Annotated in this window: 17 protein-coding genes; all 17 read left to right on the forward strand. The window is 69.5% G+C overall.

The window, feature by feature from the left end:
* The 17 genes from LZK98_RS19610 (at nt 1) to LZK98_RS19690 (ending at nt 21,285) form a co-directional block, all read left to right on the forward strand.
* Complete coding sequence (locus LZK98_RS19610) at nt 1-999, forward strand: sugar ABC transporter substrate-binding protein (RefSeq protein WP_233784188.1); 999 nt, start codon at nt 1-3, stop codon at nt 997-999.
* Nucleotides 993-2,477: a sugar ABC transporter ATP-binding protein gene (locus LZK98_RS19615; protein WP_233784189.1), complete on the forward strand. Its 1,485-nt coding sequence runs from the start codon at nt 993-995 to the stop codon at nt 2,475-2,477. The genes LZK98_RS19610 and LZK98_RS19615 overlap by 7 nt, the downstream gene beginning before the upstream one ends.
* A complete protein-coding gene (locus tag LZK98_RS19620) occupies nt 2,474-3,601 on the forward strand; it encodes an ABC transporter permease (RefSeq protein WP_233784190.1) in 1,128 nt (375 codons plus the stop codon). The genes LZK98_RS19615 and LZK98_RS19620 overlap by 4 nt, the downstream gene beginning before the upstream one ends.
* Complete coding sequence (locus LZK98_RS19625; protein WP_233784191.1) at nt 3,598-4,788, forward strand: extracellular solute-binding protein; 1,191 nt, start codon at nt 3,598-3,600, stop codon at nt 4,786-4,788. Before LZK98_RS19620 ends, LZK98_RS19625 begins: the two co-directional genes overlap by 4 nt.
* Nucleotides 4,785-5,834 carry a Gfo/Idh/MocA family protein gene (locus LZK98_RS19630; protein WP_233784192.1) on the forward strand — a complete coding sequence of 350 codons (1,050 nt, stop codon included), beginning with the start codon at nt 4,785-4,787 and terminating at the stop codon, nt 5,832-5,834. Before LZK98_RS19625 ends, LZK98_RS19630 begins: the two co-directional genes overlap by 4 nt.
* A 13-nt stretch (nt 5,835-5,847) precedes the next feature.
* Nucleotides 5,848-6,576 (forward strand): SDR family oxidoreductase, encoded by a 729-nt coding sequence (locus LZK98_RS19635; protein WP_233784193.1) that lies wholly within the window; start codon nt 5,848-5,850, stop codon nt 6,574-6,576.
* A 26-nt stretch (nt 6,577-6,602) separates the two neighbouring features.
* Nucleotides 6,603-8,783, forward strand: coding sequence for a beta-galactosidase (locus LZK98_RS19640; protein ID WP_233784194.1), 2,181 nt, complete (start codon nt 6,603-6,605; stop codon nt 8,781-8,783).
* Between the two features lie 168 nt (nt 8,784-8,951).
* Nucleotides 8,952-9,713, forward strand: a complete 762-nt coding sequence (locus tag LZK98_RS19645) for an SDR family NAD(P)-dependent oxidoreductase (RefSeq protein ID WP_233784195.1) — start codon at nt 8,952-8,954, stop codon at nt 9,711-9,713.
* Entirely contained in the window at nt 9,710-10,849 is a 1,140-nt protein-coding gene (gene lldD / locus LZK98_RS19650; RefSeq protein WP_233784196.1) for an FMN-dependent L-lactate dehydrogenase LldD, read from the forward strand. The genes LZK98_RS19645 and lldD overlap by 4 nt, the downstream gene beginning before the upstream one ends.
* A gap of 286 nt (nt 10,850-11,135) precedes the next feature.
* Entirely contained in the window at nt 11,136-12,320 is a 1,185-nt protein-coding gene (rhmD, locus tag LZK98_RS19655) for an L-rhamnonate dehydratase (RefSeq protein ID WP_406693561.1), read from the forward strand.
* Between the two features lie 9 nt (nt 12,321-12,329).
* Nucleotides 12,330-13,178 carry a fumarylacetoacetate hydrolase family protein gene (locus LZK98_RS19660; protein ID WP_233784198.1) on the forward strand — a complete coding sequence of 283 codons (849 nt, stop codon included), beginning with the start codon at nt 12,330-12,332 and terminating at the stop codon, nt 13,176-13,178.
* Nucleotides 13,175-13,924, forward strand: coding sequence for an SDR family NAD(P)-dependent oxidoreductase (locus LZK98_RS19665; RefSeq protein ID WP_233784199.1), 750 nt, complete (start codon nt 13,175-13,177; stop codon nt 13,922-13,924). The genes LZK98_RS19660 and LZK98_RS19665 overlap by 4 nt, the downstream gene beginning before the upstream one ends.
* Before the next feature lie 57 nt (nt 13,925-13,981).
* Nucleotides 13,982-14,890 (forward strand): amidohydrolase family protein, encoded by a 909-nt coding sequence (locus LZK98_RS19670; RefSeq protein ID WP_233784200.1) that lies wholly within the window; start codon nt 13,982-13,984, stop codon nt 14,888-14,890.
* A 190-nt stretch (nt 14,891-15,080) separates the two neighbouring features.
* Complete coding sequence (gene rhaT, locus LZK98_RS19675; RefSeq protein WP_233784201.1) at nt 15,081-16,163, forward strand: L-rhamnose/proton symporter RhaT; 1,083 nt, start codon at nt 15,081-15,083, stop codon at nt 16,161-16,163.
* Entirely contained in the window at nt 16,160-19,357 is a 3,198-nt protein-coding gene (locus LZK98_RS19680) for an alpha-L-rhamnosidase (RefSeq protein ID WP_233784202.1), read from the forward strand. Before rhaT ends, LZK98_RS19680 begins: the two co-directional genes overlap by 4 nt.
* 12 nt (nt 19,358-19,369) lie before the next feature.
* Nucleotides 19,370-20,038, forward strand: a complete 669-nt coding sequence (locus LZK98_RS19685) for an aspartate/glutamate racemase family protein (RefSeq protein WP_233784203.1) — start codon at nt 19,370-19,372, stop codon at nt 20,036-20,038.
* A complete protein-coding gene (locus LZK98_RS19690) occupies nt 20,035-21,285 on the forward strand; it encodes an MFS transporter (protein ID WP_233784204.1) in 1,251 nt (416 codons plus the stop codon). Before LZK98_RS19685 ends, LZK98_RS19690 begins: the two co-directional genes overlap by 4 nt.
* Nucleotides 21,286-21,398 lie beyond the last annotated feature (113 nt).

The following is a 21,398-nucleotide window of genomic DNA, read 5'->3' on the forward strand; positions in this document are numbered from 1 at the left end:
ATGCGCTGGCGTCCGGTCCCGCTGCTGATCTGGGCGTGCGTCGTAGTGATCGCGATCGCATCGCTGGCGTCGCTGCGGCAGGCGGCGCGGGCGAGCGCTCCCGTGACCGCGACCGTCGGCGGCGGCCCGCGCTACGGGCTGTCGACGGTGGGGCTGAGCTATCCCTTCGCCGCCGCCATCGCCAAGGGCTTCGGCGATGCCGCCGCGCGGGCCGGCGCCACCGCGGTGGTGCTCGACGCGCAGGGCGAGGTGCAGAAACAGGCCAACGACATCGACGACCTGATCGCCCAGCGCGTGAAGGGCATCGCGATCATGCCGCTCGATTCGGTGGTGGCGCAGGGCTGGGTCGACCGCGCGGGCCGCGCCGGCGTGCCGGTGGCGGCGGTCGCGGCGCTGGTCGGCGATCCCCGGACGCGCAGGATCGAGGACGTCTATCCCGGGCTGGTCGCGCTCGCTTCCCAGGACGAGGTCGCCGCCGGCGAGGCGGCCGGTACGCTCGCGGCACGGCTGCTGCCGAAGGACCGTATCGCGCGGATCGCGGTGATCGAGGGCGCCGCCGGCTTCCCGGAGGTCGAGCAGCGCGCCCGCGGCTTCCGCCAGGGCCTTGCCAAGGCAGGCGTCCGTTACGCGATCGTCGCCTCGCAGCCGGGCAACTGGACGTCGGAAGGCGGCGAGGCGGCGTGCCAGAACATCCTCGCCGCGCAGCCGGGCATCGACCTGTTCTTCAACGAGGCCGACGACATGGTGATCGGCTGCGCCCGCGCGGTGCGCGCTGCGGGCTCGGAGGCGCGGCTGGTCGGCGTCGGCGGGTCGAAGCTCGCGGTCGCCTCGATCAAGGCGGGGGCGGTCGACGGCACGGTCTGCTTCAAGCCCGAGGCGCTGGGCGCGCTCGCCTTCCAGGCGCTGCACGATCCGCAGGCGGGGGGTCCGCGCTTCCGCACCTATCCGATTCCGGCCGTCACCCGCGCCAACGTCGGGGAGTGCGTCGGCCAATGGTGACGCTCAGCCTCGAAGGCATCGCCAAGACTTTTCCCAACGGCACCGTTGCCCTGCGCGGCGTCGATCTGACGCTGGCGCCGGGGAGGGTGCACGGCCTGCTCGGCGCCAACGGCGCGGGCAAGTCGACGCTGATCAAGATCCTGGCCGGCGCGCTGGCGCCCACCGCCGGCACGATCCGCCGCGACGGCGAGACGGTGCGCTGGTCGACCCCGCGCGGCGCCAAGGCGGCCGGCGTCGCCACCATCTACCAGCACATCCCGCTGGTGCCGACCTTGAGCGCGATCGAGAACATCCTGCTCGACGAGGGCGGCTGGCGGCGAGACCGCCCGGCCGATCGCGCACGCATCGCCACGCTGGTGGCATCGCTCGGCGATCCCTTCCCGCTCGATGCGCTCGTCGCCGACCTGCCGATCGGCGCGCGGCAGATGGTAGCGATCGCGCAGGCACTCGCCGCGGGCGCCGGGGTGGTGGTGATGGACGAGCCGACCGCCTCGCTCGCCGGCCATGAGCGGACGCGCGTCTACGAGACGATCCGCCGCCTCGCCGGCGAGGGCAAGGCGGTGCTGTTCGTGTCGCACTTCATCGACGAGATCATGGCGCTGACCGACGAGGTGACGGTGCTGCGCGACGGCCGCACCGTGCTTCATGCGGAGACCGCCGGGCTCCAGCCGCACGCGATCGCCGCCGCCATCGCCGGGCGATCGGTGACTGCACTCGAGCGCACGGCCGAACCGCGTGCGCTGGGCGCGCTGGTGCTGGAGGTCCGCGACCTCGCCTCGCCCGGCGAGCTCGCGCCGACCAGCTTCACGCTGCGGGCGGGCGAGATACTGGGACTGGCGGGCACGCTCGGCTCGGGCCGGAGCGAGCTGCTCCACGCGATCTTCGGTGCCGACCGGCGGGCGAGCGGGACCGTGCTGCTCGACGGTTCGCCGGTCGGGCGCTGGCCGGACGAGGCGGTCGCCGCCGGCATCGCGCTGGTGCCCGAGGACCGCGCGGCGCAGGGCTATGTCCCGGCGCTGACGCTGGCCGAGAACATCGCCCTTCCGCATGGCAAGCGATGGCTGCTGAACGCCGATGCCGATCGCGCGGCCGCGGACGATGCGATCCGGCGGCTGGCGATCAAGGCTCCCGGCCCCGACGCCGTTCCCGGCGAGCTGTCGGGCGGCAACGCGCAGAAGGTGGTGATCGCCAAATGGCTGTCGCCCGCGACGCGCGTGCTGCTGCTCGACGAGCCGACCGCCGGCATCGACATCGGCGCGCGCACGGACATCCTCCGGCTGATCCGTGCGCTGGCCGACGGGGGCCTGCCGGTGATCCTGGTCTCCTCCGAGTTCGAGGAGCTGCTCGCGGTATGCGACCGCCTGCTGGTGCTGCGCGACGGCGCGATGGTCGGCGAGGCCGATCCGGCGGCGAGCACCGAATCCGACCTCATCCTCATGGCCGGGGGCGGACGCGCGCCCGTGGGAGCCGCTGCATGATCGACTGGCGACGAACCTTTGGGCTCAGGGAGGCGGGCGTCTATTATGCGCTGCTCCTGCTGCTCGGCGTGCTCGCGGCGCTGGCGGCGTCGCGCGGTCTGCCGCCCTATCTGTCGAGCCAGAACCTCGGCAACATCGCCTATCAGGCATCGCTGGTCGGGATCATGGGCGTGGCGATGACGGTGATGCTGATCACCGGCGCGTTCGACCTGTCGGTCGCCTCGGTGGCAGCGCTGGCGGCGGCGGTGCTGATCGGGCTGGCCGGGCAGGTCGGCTTCGTACCGGCGGCGGTCGCGGCGCTGTGCGTCGCTGCGTCGATCGGGCTGCTCAACGGCGCGATCGTCCAGTTCGTCGGGATCAACGCCTTCATCGTGACGCTCGGCACGCTGACGGCGGTGCGCGGGCTGGTGCTGATCCTCACCGACGGCCGCTCGCTGATGGTCGAGCAGCCGCAGGTGCTCAGCGAGATGCTGGCGTTCGAGAGCGCGCGCGTGCCGCTGTTCTGGCCGCTGCTGGCGCTGGCGGCGGGGCTCATCGCCTTGGGGGCGGCCAGGCGGCTGCCGCTGACGATCGCGGGCGGCGTAGTGGTCGGCGCGCTGGCGCTGCTCGCCGGCACCGGCTTCACCGTCGCGGCGCCGGTGGTCTATCTCGCGGTCTTTACCGCGCTGGTCTGGTTCGTGCTCCGCTTCACCGTGGCCGGCCGCCGCCTCTATGCCGTCGGCGGCAATGCCGAGGCGGCGCGGCTGTCCGGCATCAACGTCCATGTCTATCGGCTCGGCGCCTTCGTGCTGTCGAGCGTGGCGGCGGGCTTCGCCGGCATATTGTTCGGCTGCCGTCTCGGCGCGATCAACCCGACCGCGCTGCAGGGTGCCGAGCTGACCGTGATCGCCGCCGCGATCCTGGGCGGCACGTCGCTGTTCGGCGGGGCGGGGAGTGTAGTGAAGACGGTGGTCGGCGCGCTGCTGTTGTTCACGCTCACCAACGGGTTCAACGTGCTCAATCTCGGCGCCAACTATCAGGGACTGATCGAGGGCATCGTGGTCGTGGCGGCGGCCGCGATCTACACGATCGGCGCGGACCGCCGCCGCGCGCGGCCCGCAGCCGCGGAGGAGGCTGCGGCATGACCGAGACGCTCCGCATCGCAGTGCGCAAGTTCGGCCCGTTCGAAAGCGCCATCGCCAAGCAGTTCGCCGATTTCGTCTCCGCGACGGGTGCCGATGTCTCACTGGAGGCAGTGGCGATGGACCTCAATCCGCTGCACGAGGCGGTGATCGGCAAGCGCGGGCTCGCGAACGGCGAATGGGACATCGCCTTCATGGCGACCGACTGGCTGGCCGAGGCGCAGGCGGACGGCCTGCTCGAGGACTTGGCGCCGCACATGGCGCGGGCGCCGATCGCCGATTTCCCCGATGCCTGGAGCCCTTCGCTGACGACGATGCAGCGCTTCGCCGGTGGCTATTGGGGCATGCCGTACCACGACGGTCCCGAGTGTCTCGTCTACCGCAAGGACCTGCTCGCCGCCGCAGGCATCGCAGTGCCGACGACCTGGGACGCGTTCCACGCCGCCGCCCGGGCGCTGCACCGGCCGAGCCAAGAGCAATATGGCACGGTGCTCGCGTTGTTCCCCGATGGGCACAACGGCTTCTACGATTTCTGCATCCATATCTGGTCGCGAGGCGGCGAGCCGTTCGATACGGCCGGCCGTCCTGCCTTCACCTCGCCCCAGGCCCACGCGGCGCTCGATTTCCTGCGTACGCTCGCTGGGGACGCGAAGGCGATGGCGCCGGGTGCGCGGGAGCTCGACAGCGTCAAGGCGGGACTGCTGTTCGCCGAGGGCAAGGTGGCGCTGATGGCCAATTGGTTCGGCTTCGCCGCCTATGCCGACACCGCCGCCGACAGCCGGGTGAAGGGGCTGGTCGACATCGCTCCCCTGCCCGCCGGGCCGGGCGGGCGCAGCGTATCGCTCAACGTGTTCTGGGTGCTGACGATCGGCAGCGGATCGGCCCGCAAGGATCTCGCCTGGGAATTCCTCCGCCACTGCGCCACCGCGCCGATGGACAAGCTCACCACCACCGAAGGCGCGATCGGCGTGCGCCGGTCGACCTGGGCCGACCCGCAGGTCAACGCGCTGATCCCCTATTACCACCGGCTCGACTGGCTGCACGAGCATGCCCGGCAGATGCCGCTGACGCCGAAGCTGGCCGACATCTCGCACGTCGTCGACGACCTGATGGCCGCGGCGGTGACGAGCGACGTGCCGACCGGCGAGCTGCTCGCCGCCGCCCAGGCCAGGGCGGAGGCGGTCCTGTGAGCGCGCTCCGGCAGCACTGGCCGATGCCGTCCGACCCGCGGCCGATCGTGATCGTCGGCACCGGCGGGATCGTGAAGGACGCGCATCTGCCCGCCTATCGCAAGGCGGGCTTCACCGTCGCCGGGCTCTACGACACCGACCGCGCGCGGGCCGAGGCGCTGGCGGCGGAATGGGGCATCGCCACCGTGTTCGGCTCGCTGGAGGAGGCGGCGGCCGCCGATGCGGTGTTCGACGTCGCCGCGCCGCCGGTCGCCCATGCCGCGATCCTGTCCGCACTGTCCGAGGGCGCGGCGGTGCTGCTGCAGAAGCCGATGGGGCTCGACCTCGCCGCCGCCACCGCGATCCGGCAGGTGTGCCGGGAGCGCCGGCTGACGGCGTCGGTCAACTTCCAGCTGCGTTATTCGGCGATGATGCTGGCGGTGGCGGACGCGATCGCGCAGGGGCGGCTCGGCGAGCTGGTCGAGATCGAGGTGCACCTCAACCTCGTCACGCCCTGGCAGCTGTTCCCGCATCTCATCCCCAATCCGCGGGTCGAGATCGTGTCGCATTCGATCCACTATCTCGACACGATCCGCGCGCTCGCCGGCGATCCCGCGGGCGTGTTCGCGCGCAGCTACGCGCATCCGTCGAGCCGGCTCGCCGACACGCGCACCACCGCGATCCTCGACTATGGCGGGACGCTGCGCGCGACGCTGTCGATCAACCATCACCATGATTTCGGCCGCCGCTTCCAGGACGCCTCATTCCGCATCGAGGGGACCGAGGGCGCGGCGATGGTGAAGCTCGGGCTGCTGCTCGACTATCCGACCGGCGAGCCCGACGAGCTCTGGTTCGCGCGCAAGGGCGGGCCGTGGCAGCAGATCGCGCTTGAAGGCGCATGGTTCCCTGACGCATTCATCGGCCCGATGGCCAATCTCCAGCGCTTCGCGGCGGGCGAGGACGACCATCTCGCCACCAATGTCGAGGACGCGTGGAGAACCATGGCATTGGTCGAAGCCTGCTATCGCGCCGCCGCCGCACCCGCGTTTCCGATTCCCACAGAATGAAGAAGGACCTCCCGTGACCGATCTTTCCGGCAAGACCGCCCTCGTCACCGCCGCTGCGCAGGGCATCGGCCGCGCCTCGGTGCTTGCGCTCGCCGCGGCCGGCGCGCGCGTAATCGCGACCGATATCAACGAGGCGGCGCTGGAGGGCCTGGCCGGCGAGCGCATCACCGCCACCCGGCTGGACGTGCTCGACCCGAACGACATCGCGGCGGTGGTCGGCGGCGCGGGCACGGTCGACATCCTGTTCAACTGTGCGGGCGTCGTTCACGGCGGCGCGCTGCTCGAGTCGACCGACGCCGACCTCGACTTCGCCTATGAGCTCAACGTCAAGGCGATGGTGCGGACATGCCGCGCGGTGCTGCCGGGGATGCTGGCCAAGGGCGACGGGGCGATCATCAACATGTCGTCGGTCGCCTCGAGCGTGAAGGGCGTGCCCAACCGCTTCGTCTACGGCACGACCAAGGCGGCGGTGATCGGCCTCACCAAGGCGCTCGCCGCCGACTATGTCGGCCAGGGCGTCCGCTGCAACGCGATCTGCCCGGGCACGGTCGAGACACCGTCGCTGCAGCAGCGCCTGTCCGCGCAGGGCGATTATGAGACCACCCGCGCCGCCTTCGTCGCGCGCCAGCCGATCGGGCGCATCGGCACGCCGGAGGAGATCGCCGACCTGGTCGTCTATCTCGCCGGGGCGACCTACACGACCGGGCAGATCCACAACATCGACGGCGGCTGGTCGATATGAGGCGATTGGTTCCGGAGCGATACGCGATGAATCGCTTCCCCGGCGAAGGCCGGGGCCCAGTCGCGACGCCGTCGAAGCAGCGCGCATCGCTCTCCAACGAGCGGCTCGAAACTGGGCCCCGGCCTTCGCCGGGGAACACTGGCGGATCGGTTCGGCTCAAGATCGCGCTGGCTGCGGCGGCCTTGCTTGCGACGCCGTTGCCGGCGGCGGCCGATACGGTCGCACCCGCCGGGCAGCAGCAGTTCGACAAGCTGTGGCTCGGCTCCGCCTGGTATCCCGAACAATGGCCCGAGGAGCGCTGGGAAGAGGACCTGCGCCTGATGAAGGCGCACGGCGCCAACGTCGTGCGGATCGGCGAGTTCGCCTGGAGCCGGATGGAGCCGACCGAAGGCGCATACGACATGAGCTGGCTGGTCCGCGCCGTCCGGCTCGCCGCCAGGTACGACATCAAGGTCGTGATCGGCACGCCGACCGACACGCCGCCGGCCTGGCTCACGCAGAAATATCCCGAGGTGCTGCGCATCGACGGCGAGGGCAAAAGGCTGGGCCACGGTGGGCGGCGGCAGTTCTCGATCTCGTCGCAGCGTTACCGCGCGTTCTGCCGTGACATCGTGGGTCGTATGGCCGAGGCGCTGGGGCACGAGCCCAACGTCATCGGCTGGCAGATCGGCAACGAATATACCGACGAGAGCTACGATCCCGATGCCAAGGCGGCGTGGGTCGCGTGGCTGAAGCAGCGCTACGGCACGCTCGACAAATTGAACGAGGTGTGGACGACCGCCTATTGGTCGCAGACCTATACCGGCTGGGATCAGGTGCCGTTCAACACCGAGAAGGGCAATCCCGGGCTGATGCTGGAGCAGAAGCGCTTCATCACCAGCCAGTGGGTCGAGTTCCAGAAGAACCAGCTCGACGCGATCCGGGCCAAGGCAGTGCCGGCGCAGTTCATCACCACCAACTTGGGCGGGCTCGGCTGGGCGAACAAGTTCGACCGCTATGCGATCAATCGCGACCTCGATTTCGCGTCGTGGGACAATTACGTCGGTACCGGCCATCTCCAGCCCTATCGCAACGGCGCGACGCACGACCTGGTGCGCGGATGGAAGCGCAGGAATTTCTGGGTGATGGAAATCCAGCCCGGCTTCGTGAACTGGGCGCCGGTCAGCAACATGCTCTACCCTGGCGAGACGCGGGCGATGGCGTGGCAGGCGGTCGGGCACGGCGCCGACGGCGTGCTCTACTGGCAATGGCGCAACGCGCTGAACGGCCAGGAGACGATGCACGGATCGATCATCGGCCCTGACGGCAAGCCGCTGCCGATCTACCCCGAGGTGACGCGGATCGGGCGCGAGATGGCGAAGGCTTCGCCGGTGATCGCCGGCACGCATCCGGTGTCGCCGGTCGCCATCCTGCAGGACTATCCGAGCCGCTGGGCGATCGACTTCCAGCTGCACCACAAGGACTATGACCAGATCGCGGTGCTGCTCGACTATTACCGGCCGCTCAAGGATGCCCTCGGCGCGGTCGACATCGTCGAGGCGGCGGGGCCGCTGGGCGACTACAGGCTGGTGGTGGCGCCTAGTCTCAACATCATCACCGACGAGACGGCGGCGAAGCTCGCCGCCTATGTGAAGGGCGGCGGCCACCTGATCCTCGGTCCGCGATCGGGGATGAAGGACGAGTTCAATCGTCTCGAGCCGGTTCGCCAGCCGGGAGCGCTCGCCGAGTTGCTCGGCGGGCAGGTCGAGCAATTCTACGCGCTCGACGAGACGGTCGCGGTGGAAGGCGGCAAGGCGACGATCTGGGCCGAGGACCTGTCGACCAAGGCGCCCGATACCGAGGTGCTGCTGCGCTACGGCAAGGCCAACGGCTGGCTCGACGGCCACCCCGCCGCGATCACGCGGAAGGTCGGCAAGGGCACGATTACCTATGTCGGCGCATTGGTCGACGACGCGGTGATGAAGGGGCTGATCGACCGGGCGCTCGCCAGTGCCGGCGTCATCCGCGACTTCGCGGTGCCCGAGGACGTCGAGCTGATGACCCGCGAGGGCGGCGGCCGCAGGATCGTCATCCTCATCAACCATGGCCGCGAGCGCCGCACCGTGGCATTGCCGCGCGCGATGGGCGATGTGCTGGCAGGGGGCAAGGTCGGCAGCGTCGCGCTCGAGCCCGAGGGCGTCGCCGTGCTCCAGGATCGTTTGAACTAGGATGGTCTTCAGTGAAACCGACTCCGTTCCCCGGCGGAGGCCGGGGCCCAGTCGCCGGGCGGTGGCGATGGTTCGCGCCGCTTTGGCCGGCCCGATGCTGGGCCCCGGCCTTCGCCGGGGTACAGGCTCGCTTCAACTGATCTGAACTCGACACTAAGGGATTGTGACATGCTGCTGGAGAACAAGACGGTTCTGGTGACGGGCGCCTCGGCGGGGATCGGCCGCGCGGTGGCGGTGGGCTGCGCGAAGCATGGCGCGAACGTCGCGATCAACTTCGCGCGCGACACCGCGGGCGCCGAGGCGGCGGTGGCCGAGATCGAGGCGCTGGGCCGCAAGGGCGTCGCGATCCAGGGCGACGTCGCCGATCCGCAGACCGCGACCGACTTCGTCGCGCGCGCGACCGCGGCGCTGGGCCGCGTCGACGTGTTCGTCAACAATGCCGGCATCTGCCCGTTCCATGCCTTCCTCGACATGCCGGTGGAGACGCTGGAGCGCACGATGCGGGTCAACCTGCACGGCGCCTATTTCATGGTGCAGGCGGCGGCCAGGCAGATGGTGGCGCAGGGCGACGGCGGCTCGATCATCGCCATGTCTTCGATCTCCGCGCTGGTCGGCGGCGAATATCAGACGCACTATACCCCGACCAAGGCGGGCGTGCTGTCGCTGATGCAGTCGACCGCGATCGCGCTCGGCAAGCACGGCATCCGCTGCAACGCGCTGCTGCCCGGCACCATCCTGACCGACATCAACAAGGACGACCTCGCCGACGTGGAGAAGCGCCGGTACATGGAAAGCCGCGTGCCGCTCGGCCGCCTGGGCCAGCCCGAGGACATGGTCGGGCCGACCGTCTTCCTCGCCTCCGATCTCGCGCAATACGTCACCGGCGCGGCGCTGCTGGTCGACGGCGGCATGTTCGTGAACCTGCAGTGACGACGATCGCCTCGACGCTCGACTTCCGCACGGCGGCGAAGCGGCGGCTGCCGCGGTTCCTGTTCGATTACGCCGACGGCGGCGCCTATGCCGAGGCGACGCTGGCGAGCAACGTCGCCGACCTCCAGGCGGTGGCGCTGCGCCAGCGCGTGCTGGGCGATGTCGCCGAGATCGACCTGTCGACGACCTTATTCGGACGCGCGCAGCCGCTGCCGGTCGCGCTGGGGCCGATCGGCATCGGCGGCATGTACCGCCGCCGCGGCGAGACGCAGGCGGCGCGCGCCGCCAATGCGCGCGGGCTGCCGTTCACCGTCTCGACCGTCGCGCTCTGCTCGATCGGCGAGATCGCGCGGGCCAGCCGCGGACCTTTGTGGTTCCAGCTCTACGTGATCCGCGACCGCGGCTTCATGGGCGACCTGATCGCCGCTGCGAAGGAAGCCGGAGCGGAGGCGCTGGTGTTCACCGTCGACATGCCGGTGCCCGGCGCGCGCTATCGCGACGCGCATTCGGGCATGTCGGGGCCGAACGCGCCGCTGCGCCGCGTGCTGCAGGCGATCGGCAAGCCCGGCTGGGCGTGGGACGTCGGCATCCGCGGGCGGCCGCACCGGCTCGGCAACCTCGAGCCGGTGCTCGGCAACGCCAGCGGGATGAACGACTATATGGGCTGGCTCGGCGCCAACTTCGATCCGTCGATCACCTGGCGCGACCTCGACTGGATCCGCGCGGCGTGGGACGGCCCGCTGATCATCAAGGGCATCCTCGACCCCGAGGACGCGCTCGCCGCCGCCGACATCGGCGCGAACGGGATCGTCGTCTCCAACCACGGCGGCCGTCAGCTCGACGGGGTGCTGTCGAGCGCGCGGGCGCTGCCGGCGATCGCCGACGCTGTGCGCGACCGGGTGACGGTGCTGGCCGATTCGGGCATCCGTTCGGGGCTCGACGTGGTGCGGATGCTGGCGCTCGGCGCGCACGGCGTGCTGCTCGGCCGCGCCTGGCTCTATGCGCTGGCGGCACGGGGCGAGGCCGGCGTCGTGCAGCTGCTCGAACTGATCGAGAAGGAGATGCGCGTCGCGATGACGCTGACCGGGGTCAATGCGGTTGCCAAGATCGACCGGTCGATTCTGGCGGAGCGCTGAGCCGGAACGAAGCCCCTCCCCTTCAGGGGAGGGGTTGGGGTGGGGCCTGGCCCCAAGCGATATGGCCTGCCGCACTGCCCCACCCCCAACCCCTCCCCTGAAGGGGAGGGGCTAGAGACTGATTTCCAGTTCGATATAATATTACTATTATAGACAGGCTGGCCCGAATGAGGCTAAGGCTCGCTTCATCGGAAATTGGATCCACGCAGCGTTTCAACATATGGACCGAACGACCAAAACGTAATACTAATATTATATCCATATGGTTGAGAGGGGAGGTTCGGCGGTGGCGCTATCGAGGATCAAGCATGTTCGCGCCTTCACGGTGCGCGGCGGAGGCGCCGATTATCACGACCAGGGCGCGGGCCATTGGATCGACGACCATATCGCCACCCCGATGGCGCGTTATCCCGAATATCGCAGCTCACGGCAGAGCTTCGGCATCAACGTGCTCGGCACGCTGGTGGTCGAGCTGGAGGCCGAGGATGGCACCGTCGGCTTCGCGGTGACGACCGGCGGCGAGCCGGCGGCGTTCATCGTCGAGAAGCACCTCTCCCGCTTCCTGATCGGCCGCGATCCGGCCGAATATGAGAAGATCTGGGACCAGATGTACTTCTCGACGCAATATTACGGGCGCAAGGGGCTGGTGGTGAACGCCATCTCCGGGGTCGACCTTGCCCTCTGGGACCTGCTCGGCAAGCTGCGCGGCGAGCCGGTGTACCAGCTGCTCGGCGGCGCGGTGCGCGACGAGCTCCAGTTCTATGCGACCGGCGCGCGGCCGGACGTCGCGAAACAGCTCGGCTTCATCGGCGGCAAGCTCCCGCTCCACCATGGGCCGGCTGAGGGGATCGAGGGACTCAAGAAGAACGTCGCGCTGCTCGCCGACATGCGGTCCAAGGTCGGCGACGATTTCTGGCTGATGTACGATTGCTGGATGGCGCTCGACGTCGACTATGCGACGCGCCTCGCCATCGCCTGTCACGAGCTCGGCCTCAAGTGGATCGAGGAGGCGCTCTCGCCCGACGATTACTGGGGCTATGCCGAGCTCCGCCGCAACGTGCCGAAGGGCATGCTGGTCACCACCGGCGAGCATGAGGCGACGCGCTGGGGCTTCCGGATGCTGCTGGAGATGGAGTGCTGCGACATCATCCAGCCGGACGTCGGCTGGTGCGGCGGCGTCACCGAGCTGCTCAAGATCTCCGCGCTGGCGGACGCGCGCGGCAAGCTGGTCGTGCCGCACGGCTCGTCGGTCTACAGCTATCATTTCGTGATCACCCGCCACAACTCGCCGTTCGCCGAGTTCCTGATGATGCACCCCGGCCCGACCGAGGTGGTGCCGATGTTCGCGCCGCAGCTGCTCGGCGAGCCGGTGCCCGAGAACGGCCGCATCCGGGCGTCGGCGCTCGACAAGCCGGGCTTTGGCGTCGAGCTCAACCGCGATATCGCCCTCCACCGTCCCTACCCGAACTGAGGAACCCCCATGAAGTTTTGCCGCTATGGCGCGAAGGGCGCCGAGAAGCCCGGTCTGATCGACGCCGACGGCCGCATCCGCGACCTGTCGGGCAAGGTGAGCGACATCACCGTCGATGCGCTCGCCGGGCTGGCGGGCGTCGATCCGGCGTCGCTGCCGCTGGTCGAGGGCGAGCCGCGCTACGGCGTGCCGGTGACCGGCATCAGCAAGATCGTCGCGATCGGCCTCAACTATGCCGACCACGCGCATGAATCGGGCCTGCCGATCCCGACCGAGCCGGTCATGTTCATGAAGGCGCTGTCGAGCCTGTCGGGCCCGAACGACGACGTCGTGCTGCCCAAGGATTCGACCCACAGCGACTGGGAGGTCGAGCTGGGCGTGGTGATCGGCAAGACCTGCCGCTACGTCGAGGAGGCCGACGCGCTGGGCCATGTCGCGGGCTATGTGCTGGCGAACGACGTGTCGGAGCGCTTCAACCAGAAGGAGCGCGGCTCGCAATGGTCGAAGGGCAAGGGCCACGACACCTTCTGCCCAGTCGGCCCGTGGCTGGTGACGCCCGACGAGGTTGGCGACCCGCAGAACCTGGCGATGAGCCTCGACGTCAACGGCGAGCGGATGCAGACCGGCAATACGAAGACGATGATCTTCAACGTCGCCGAGATCATCTCCTACGTCAGCCGCTATGTCACGCTGCTGCCGGGCGACCTCATCATCACCGGCACCCCGCCGGGTGTCGGCGAGGGCAAGAAGCCCGAGAAGATCTTCCTCAAGCCCGGCGACGAGATGGCGCTGACCATCGAGAAGCTCGGGCAGCAGCGGCAGAAGGTGGTCGCGTTCGACCTGGGGGCGTTCGCGTGACGCTCTATCCCGGCCGCTTCTTCCAGCGCAGCGCGATCGTCACCGGCGGCGCGTCGGGCCTCGGCAAGGCGGTGGCGCGGCGCATCGTCGCCGAGGGCGGCACCGTCGCGCTGTGGGACCTCAACCCCGAGGCGCTCGCCGCCGCGAAGGAGGAGGTCGGCGCCGCCGACATCCAGGCGCTCGACGTCTCCGATCCGGCCGCGGTCGAGGCCGCGGCCAAGGCCAGCGCCGCCGCGCTCGGCAAGGTCGACATCCTGGTCTGCTCGGCGGGCATCACCGGCGCCACCGCCACCGTCCACGAATATCCGATCGACAGCTGGCAGCGGGTGATCGACATCAACCTGAACGGCCTGTTCTACTGCAACCGCGCCGTGGTGCCGTTCATGCTGGCGAACGGCTATGGCCGCATCGTCAACATCGCCTCGGTCGCCGGCAAGGAAGGCAATCCCAACGCCTCCGCCTATTCGGCGTCCAAGGCGGGCGTGATCGGCTTCACCAAGAGCCTCGGCAAGGAGCTCGCCGGGAAGGGCGTGATCGCCAACAGCCTGACGCCCGCCACCTTCGAGAGCCCGATCCTCGCCCAGCTCCCGCAGAGCCAGGTCGACTATATGCGCTCGAAGATCCCGATGGGCCGGCTCGGTGAGGTCGAGGAATCGGCCGCCATGGTCTGCTTCATGGCGAGCGAGGAGTGCAGCTTCACCACCGCGTCGACCTTCGACACCTCCGGGGGGCGCACCACCTTCTGACGTTTAGGCGGCAGCCGCCCGCAAGAGGCGGCGCCCGCCATCTGGGGAGAGAATCGAGTGCCGGAGATTCCGTTCGTCGACGCCCATGTCCATCTGTGGGACCTGTCACGCATCCATTATCCGTGGCTGACGGGCCCCTTCTCCGACGACGGCCCCAACGGCAGCGTCGAGCCGATCGCCCGGAACTATCTGCTCGACGACTATCTCGCCGACGCGGCGCGCTGGAACGTGGTCGGCATGGTGCATGTCGATGCGGGCGCCGAACCGGCAGCGGCGCTCGCCGAGACCGAATGGCTCCAGGCGATGCGCGATGAGCGCGGGATGCCGAGCGGCATCGTCGCCTTCGCTGCGCTCGACGACCCGGATGTGGACACGCTGCTCGCGGCCCATGCCAAGCATCCCGGCGTCCGCGGCATCCGCCATATCGTCAACTGGCACCCCGACCCCCGGCGCACCTACGGCCCCCGCGACGTGACGCAGGACGAAGCCTGGGCACGCGGCTATGCCCGGCTCGCCCATCACGGCCTGTCGTTCGACCTGCAATGCTATCCCGGCCAGATGGAGCCGCTCGCCGGCTTGATCGCGCGTCATCCGGACGTGCCGGTGATCGTCAATCACATGGGCATGGCGGTCGCGACCGACCCCGACGGTTTCGGCGACTGGCGGCGCGGGATGCGCGCGCTCGCCGCCAACCCGCATGTCGTCACCAAGATCTCGGGTGTCGGCTTCGTCCATCGTCCCTGGACGATCGAGCAGATCCGCCCGCTGATCCTCGAGGCGATCGAGATCTTCGGCGCCGAGCGCTGCCTGTTCGCGAGCGACTTCCCGACCGACAAGCTGTTCGGCAGCTTCGACCGGCACATGGAAGCCTATCACGGCATCGTCGCCGATTTCACCGATGCGGAGAAGCGCGCGCTGTTCGGCGCCAACGCCAACCGCGTCTACCGCCTGGGCCTCGACCTGTGATCGCGCCCGTTCCGCAACGACCGATCGCAGGGGCCGCTGGAGGCCGTCCGATTGAAGTTGAACCATCGTCATTCCCGCGAAGGCGGGAATCCATTCTGGCTGAAGTCGATGAGTCTCACGACTGCCAGCCAGAATGGATTCCCGCCTTCGCGGGAATGACGGTCCCATCTGTGATGAATGGAGCCAATGCATGAACGGCAATCCGCTTCTCGGCGTCGTCTTCCATTGGCTCGGCGGCTTCTCCTCGGCGACCTTCTACGTGCCCTATCGCGGCATCAGGCGGTGGAGCTGGGAGATTTTCTGGATCACCGGCGGCATCTTCTCCTGGGTGATCGCGCCCTGGGTGATGGCGAGCATCCAGACCAACGACCTGCTGGGCGTGATGGCGCAGGTGCCGGGCCATATCGCCGGCCTCTGCATCCTGTTCGGCATATTGTGGGGCTTCGGCGGGCTCACCTACGGGCTCACCATGCGCTATCTCGGGCTGTCGCTCGGCATGGCGGTGGTGCTGGGGCTGTGCACCGTGTTCGGCACGCTCATCCCGCCGATCTTCCAGGGCGACTTCGCCAGCAAGCTGCTCGGCACCACCAGCGGCCTCGTCATCCTGCTCGGCCTGGCGATCACGCTGGCGGGCATCATCGTCGTCGCACTGGCGGGCGCGCGCAAGGACGCCGCGCTGTCGGCCGAGAAGAAGGCGGAGGCGATCGCCGAGTTCGACTTCCGCAAGGGGATCGCGGTCGCGATCTTCTCCGGCATCATGTCGGCCTGCTTCGCCTTCGGGCTGGCGGCGGGCGAGCCGATCAAGGCGATCTCCGCCGCCGCCGGCACCGGCCCCTTGTGGACCGGCCTTCCCACGCTCTGCCTCGTCATGTTCGGCGGCCTCATCACCAACGCGATCTGGTGCGGCTTCCTCATCGTCCGCAACGGCACCGCCGGCGAGTTCGTCGGCCGGCCGGGCAAGGCCGCCGACGCCGACGGCAGCCCGCCGCCGCTGCTCGCCAACTATCTGCTCGCCGCGCTGGGCGGCACGCTCTGGTACTTCCAGTTCTTCTTCTACACGATGGGCGAGAGCCAGATGGGGCGCTTCGGCTTCTCGTCGTGGACGCTGCACATGGCGAGCATCATCATCTTCGGCACCCTGTGGGGCTTCGGCTTCAAGGAGTGGAAGGACGCCGCGCCGCGCGTGCGCGGCATGGTGTGGTTCGGCATCTTCCTGCTCGTCGCCGCGACGGTGGTGATCGGCTACGGCAACATGCTGGGAGCCGCGGCGTGACCAGCCGCCGCGAGTTCCTCGCCGCCACCGGCACCGCCGCGGCACTCGCCGCAGTCCCCGCCCGCGCCGCCTCCCCGGCGCTGGCGGTGACGGACCTGCGCGCCGAGCATACGATCGACCTGCTCGGCACCGACGTCGCCAAGCCGCGCTTGTCCTGGCGGATCGAGGCGGACGGGCGCAGCGTGAAACAGGCCCGCTACCGCATCCAGGCCGGGACCGGCTCCGGCAAGGCCGACCTGTGGGACAGCGGCAGTGTCGCCTCCGACGCGACCTTCGACATCGCCTGGGCCGGCAAGCCCCTCCGGTCGATGCAGCGCGTGTGGTGGAGCGTCGAGGTCACCGACGATCGCGGCCGCACCGCCCGCTCCGTACCCGCCTGGTTCGAGACCGGCCTGCTCTCCCCCGACGACTGGCGCGCCGAGTGGATCGAGGCCGAGGACGCGCTCGCCGCTGCCGATCGAGCCGCCGGGATGCAATGGGTGTGGACCGAGAAGGCGCTCGACAGCCGCCCGCACGCCTTCCGCCTCGACTTCGAGGCGCCAGCCGACCTCGAGCGCGCCGAGATCCTGATCGCCGGCAAGGACCATATGCGCGGCGTATGGATCAACGGCGAGCACAAGACCCCGGACGCGCTGCCCCTCGGGCTCGGCTGGGATACGATGCTGCCGTTCTGGGGCACTTTGCTCCCGTTCGAGGGCAATATCCGGCCCGGCCGCAACAGCGTCTGCGCGCTGGTCGAGGCGGAGACCACCGGCTTCTTCCCGGTCGACGGCGGCGCCTTCGCCGCGCTGATCCGCCTGCATCGCAAGGGCGGCAGGATCGACCGCATCGTCGGCAGCGCCTGGCGGGTGATGCCGGACGCGCCCAAGGGCTGGACCGATCCCGGCTTCGACGCAAGCGGCTGGGCGCGGCCGGTCAAGAGCGGCGCGCACGCCCAGAACGACCCGCGCCCGTCCGAGCCGGCGATGCTGCTCCGCACGGGCTTCACGCCGAAGAGGAAAGTGGTCGCGGCACGGCTCTACGCGACCGCGCTCGGCGCCTATGACGCGCGCATCAACGGCAAGCGCGTCAGCGCCGCCTATCTCGCGCCCGAGATCAGCGTCGCCAGGGACCATGTCCTCTACCAGACCTACGACGTCACCGCTCTGATCACGCCCGGCGAGAATGCGCTCGGCGTGATGGTCGCCGACGGCTGGTACGCCAGCGCCTATGGCTGGCGGATGGAGCGCTACGGCTTCGGCCCGGCGCCGCGGCGGCTGCGCGCGCAGCTCCGGCTCGACTATGAGGACGGCTCGCACGACTGGGTCGTCACCGGCCCCGACTGGCGCATCGGCCGGTCGTGCATCCTCAAGTCGGACATCTACAACGGCGAGACCTGCGACGCGCGGCTGAAGACCCCCGGTTGGGACGCGCCCGGATTCGACGCGTTCGGCTGGAGCCCCGTCAAGGTCGGCGCCGCGCCCGCCGCCCGGCTGGTCGCGCAGACCTCGCCGCTGCTCACCGCCAACATGACCCGCCGCGCGGCGGCAGTGACGCAGCCGGCGCCCGGCCGCTTCGTGTTCGACTTCGGCCAGAATTTCGCCGGCTGGGTACGGCTCAAGGCCCAAGGCCCGAGCGGCACCGCGATCACGCTGCGCTTCGCCGAGCTGCTGAAGAAGGACGGCACCGCCGACCATTCCAACCTCCGCCTCGCGGAATGCACCGACCGCTTCATCCTGCGCGGCGACGCCGGCGGCGAGACGCTGGAGCCGCGCTTCACCTACCACGGCTTCCGCTACGTCGAGGTCGAGGGCTATCCCGGCACGCCGACGCTCGCCGACATCGAGGGCGTCGTCGTCTACAGCGGCTGCCGCACCACCGGCGAGATGAGCTTCGCCGCGCCGCTGCTTCAGAAGATCTGGCAGAACGCCGAATGGAGCCAGCGCTCCAACTTCTTCGCGGTGCCGACCGACTGCCCGCAGCGCGACGAGCGCATGGGCTGGATGGGCGACATCCAGGTGTTCCTCGACGCCGCCGCGTTCAACATGGAGGTCGATCCCTTCATCCGCCGCTTCCTGACCGAAGTGCGCGCGGCGCAGCGGCCGGACGGCGCCTATCCGATCGTGGTGCCGCAGCCTTTGTCGTTCCCGGACGTGGTGACGGCGGGCTGGAGCGAGGCGGGGATCATCCTCCCCTATCAGCTGTGGCAGCGCTACGGCGACACCGCCGTCATCGACGAGAACTGGGCGGCGATGGAAGGCTGGATGGCCTATGTCGCGCGCGACAATCCCGACTTCATCTGGCGCAAGGACCGCGGGCTCGACCTCGGCGACTGGCTGTCGGTCGATGCGGTCAAGCCCGACGACGAGACCACGCCGCGCATCCTGTGCGCGACCGCCTATTGGGCTTGGGTAGCCGAGCTCATGGCGGAGATGGCGACCGCGACCGGGCGCACCGCCGACGCCGCGCGCTACACGGACCTGCGCGGGAAGATCGTCCGAGCCGCGCAGCAGACCCTGCTCAAGCCCGACGGCACCGCCGGCAACGGCAGCCAGACCAGCCAGGTGCTCGCGCTCCATTGCGGCCTGACTCCGCCCGACCAGCGCGCGGCGGCCGCGAAGATCCTCGCCGCCGACATCCGCCGCAGGGGCATGAAACTCTCGACCGGCTTCCTCGGGACGCCCTACCTCCTCGACGTGCTCGTCGACGCGGGCGAATGGGACGTCGTCAGCGGCCTGCTGCTCCAGACCGGTTATCCGAGCTGGGGCTATATGCCGGTCAAGGGCGCGACGACGGTGTGGGAGCGCTGGAACGGCGACGTCGGCGACATCGCGATGAACAGCTACAACCATTACGCGCTGGGGGCGGTGGTCGGCTTCTTCTATCGCCGCCTCGCCGGCATCGCGCCGGCCGCGCCTGGCTTCCGCCGCATCGCGGTGCGGCCGGTGTGGCTGCCGCAGGTCGGCAAGGTCGCGGCCAAGTACGAGTCCTGCGTCGGCACGATCGCGACCGAGGTCGACGGCGACGCGCAGGGTCTCACCAGCCTCGCGCTCACCGTTCCCGCCAACAGCGTCGCCGAGGTCGAGCTACCCGCGCGCGCCTGGCGCGAGGGCGGCCGCGCGCTCGATGGCCATTCCGACATCCGCAATCTGCGTCACGAGCAGGGCCTCGCCCGCTTCGAGGTCGGCTCCGGCGCCTACCGCTTTACGATCTAAGAGGAATTTTCCTTGCCCACCCTCGGACTCATCCACAATTCTCCAATGCTCGCGCCGGTGTTCAACGAGATCGCGGCGCGGATCATGCCCGACGTCAAGCTGCTGCATTTCGTCGACGAGAGCACGATCAAGAACACGATCGCGGCGGGTCATCTCCAGAAGGCGACGATGCGGCAGGTGATCCGGCTGGTCGGCTCGACCTTCGACGCCGGCTGCGACGCGGCGCTGGTGACCTGCTCGTCGATCGGCCGCGCGGTCGACATGGCGGCCGAGCTCTATGACCAGCCCGTGCTGCGCGTCGACCGACCGATGGCGGAGAAGGCGGTCGCGACCGGCCGCCGCATCGGCGTGGTCGCGACGCTGTCGACCACGCTCAAGCCGACCGCCGACCTCGTCCGCCGCGTCGCCGGGGAGCAGGGCAAGGAGATCGAGCTGGTCGAGTATCTGTGCGAAGGCGCGTTCGAGGCGGTGATGGCCGGCGACGGCGCCACCCACGACCGCATCGTCGGCGAGGCGCTGACCGAGGGGCTGAAGGGCGTCGACGTGATCCTGCTCGCGCAGGCCTCGATGGCCCGCGTCGTGGCGAGCCTGCCCGAGGGTGCGGTGGCGGCGCCGGTGTTCTCCAGCCCCGAGCTCGGGCTCGAGCGCGCGCGCGACGTGCTGGCGAGCCTGGGGAAGTGAAGAAGCGGCGCCTCGTCCTCGGCTTCCTGGCCCTCCTGTCGATCATCACCTTCATCGACCGGATGGCGATCGCGGTCACTGGCCCCACGATCCAGAAGGACCTGGGCATCAGCCCCGTGCAATGGGGCTGGGTGCTGAGCGCCTATGTCATCGCCTATGCCGTGTTCGAGATTCCCTCGGGCGCGATGGGCGACCGGCACGGCTATCGCAAGGAGCTGACGCGGATTACCGTCTGGTGGTCCTTCTTCACCGCGATCACCGCCGCGTGCCGCAATTTCTGGCAGCTCGCCGCGGCGCGCTTCCTGTTCGGGCTGGGGGCGGCGGGTGCCTATCCCAACATGACCGGTGTGCTCTACCGCTGGTTGCCGGCACGCGAGCGGGCGCGCGGCCAGGGCGTGATCTGGGCGGCGAGCCGCTTCGGCGGGGCGCTGGCACCGCTGCTGCTGGTGCCGGCCAACGCCCATCTCGGCTGGCAGGCGGTGTTCCTGATCCTTGGGGCGATCGGCTTCGTCTGGGCGATCGCCTGGTGGCGCTGGTTCCACGACCGCCCCGCGGAGCAGCCCGGCATCACTGCCGAGGAGGTCGCCGAGATCGGCAGCGACGATCACGCCGGCCACGCCGGCACGCCGTGGGGCCAGCTGCTCGGCCTGCCGCAGCTGTGGCTGATCGCGGCCGCCTATTTCTTCTACGCGTTCGGCAGCTGGTTCTTCTTCGGCTGGTTTCCCACCTGGATGGTCAAGGGTGCCGGCTTCAGCGAAGCCGAGATGGGGCTCTACGGATCGATCCCCTTCCTGCTCGGCGTGGTCGGCAACCTGCTCGGCGGCGTGCTGTGCGACCGGCTGGCGACGCGGATCGGCATCCGCAGCGCCTATCGCCTGATCGCCGGGATCTGCCTGGTGCTCACCGCCGCGCTGCTCGTGGCGATGAGCCTGGCGACGAGCAAGCTGATGGTGGTGATCTGCTGCGGCGCGGCGTTCATGGTGATGGACCTGATGCTGCCCGCAGCTTGGGCGATGTGCATGGCGATCGGCGGCCGCTACGGCGGCACCGCCAGCGGCGTGATGAACACCGCCGGCAACCTGGGCGGGTTCATCTGCTCGGTCGCGTTCGGCTACGTCGTCAAGGCGACCGGCAACTACAACCTGCCGCTGCAGGGCGTCGCGGCGATGGTGCTGGTGGCGGCGGCGATCTTCGCGGTGATCGATTGTACCAAGGGGTTCGATCACAAGGCGGCGGCGACGCTCTAAATCCTCCCCGGCACGGGGAGGGGGACCGCCGAAGGCGGTGGAGGGGGTTCTCCACAAGCGATGCAAAGGAGGTGAGCCCCCTCCACCAGCTTCGCTGGTCCCCCTCCCCGTGC

The organism is Sphingomonas cannabina (assembly GCF_021391395.1).
Classification (GTDB): Bacteria; Pseudomonadota; Alphaproteobacteria; order Sphingomonadales; family Sphingomonadaceae; genus Sphingomonas; species Sphingomonas cannabina.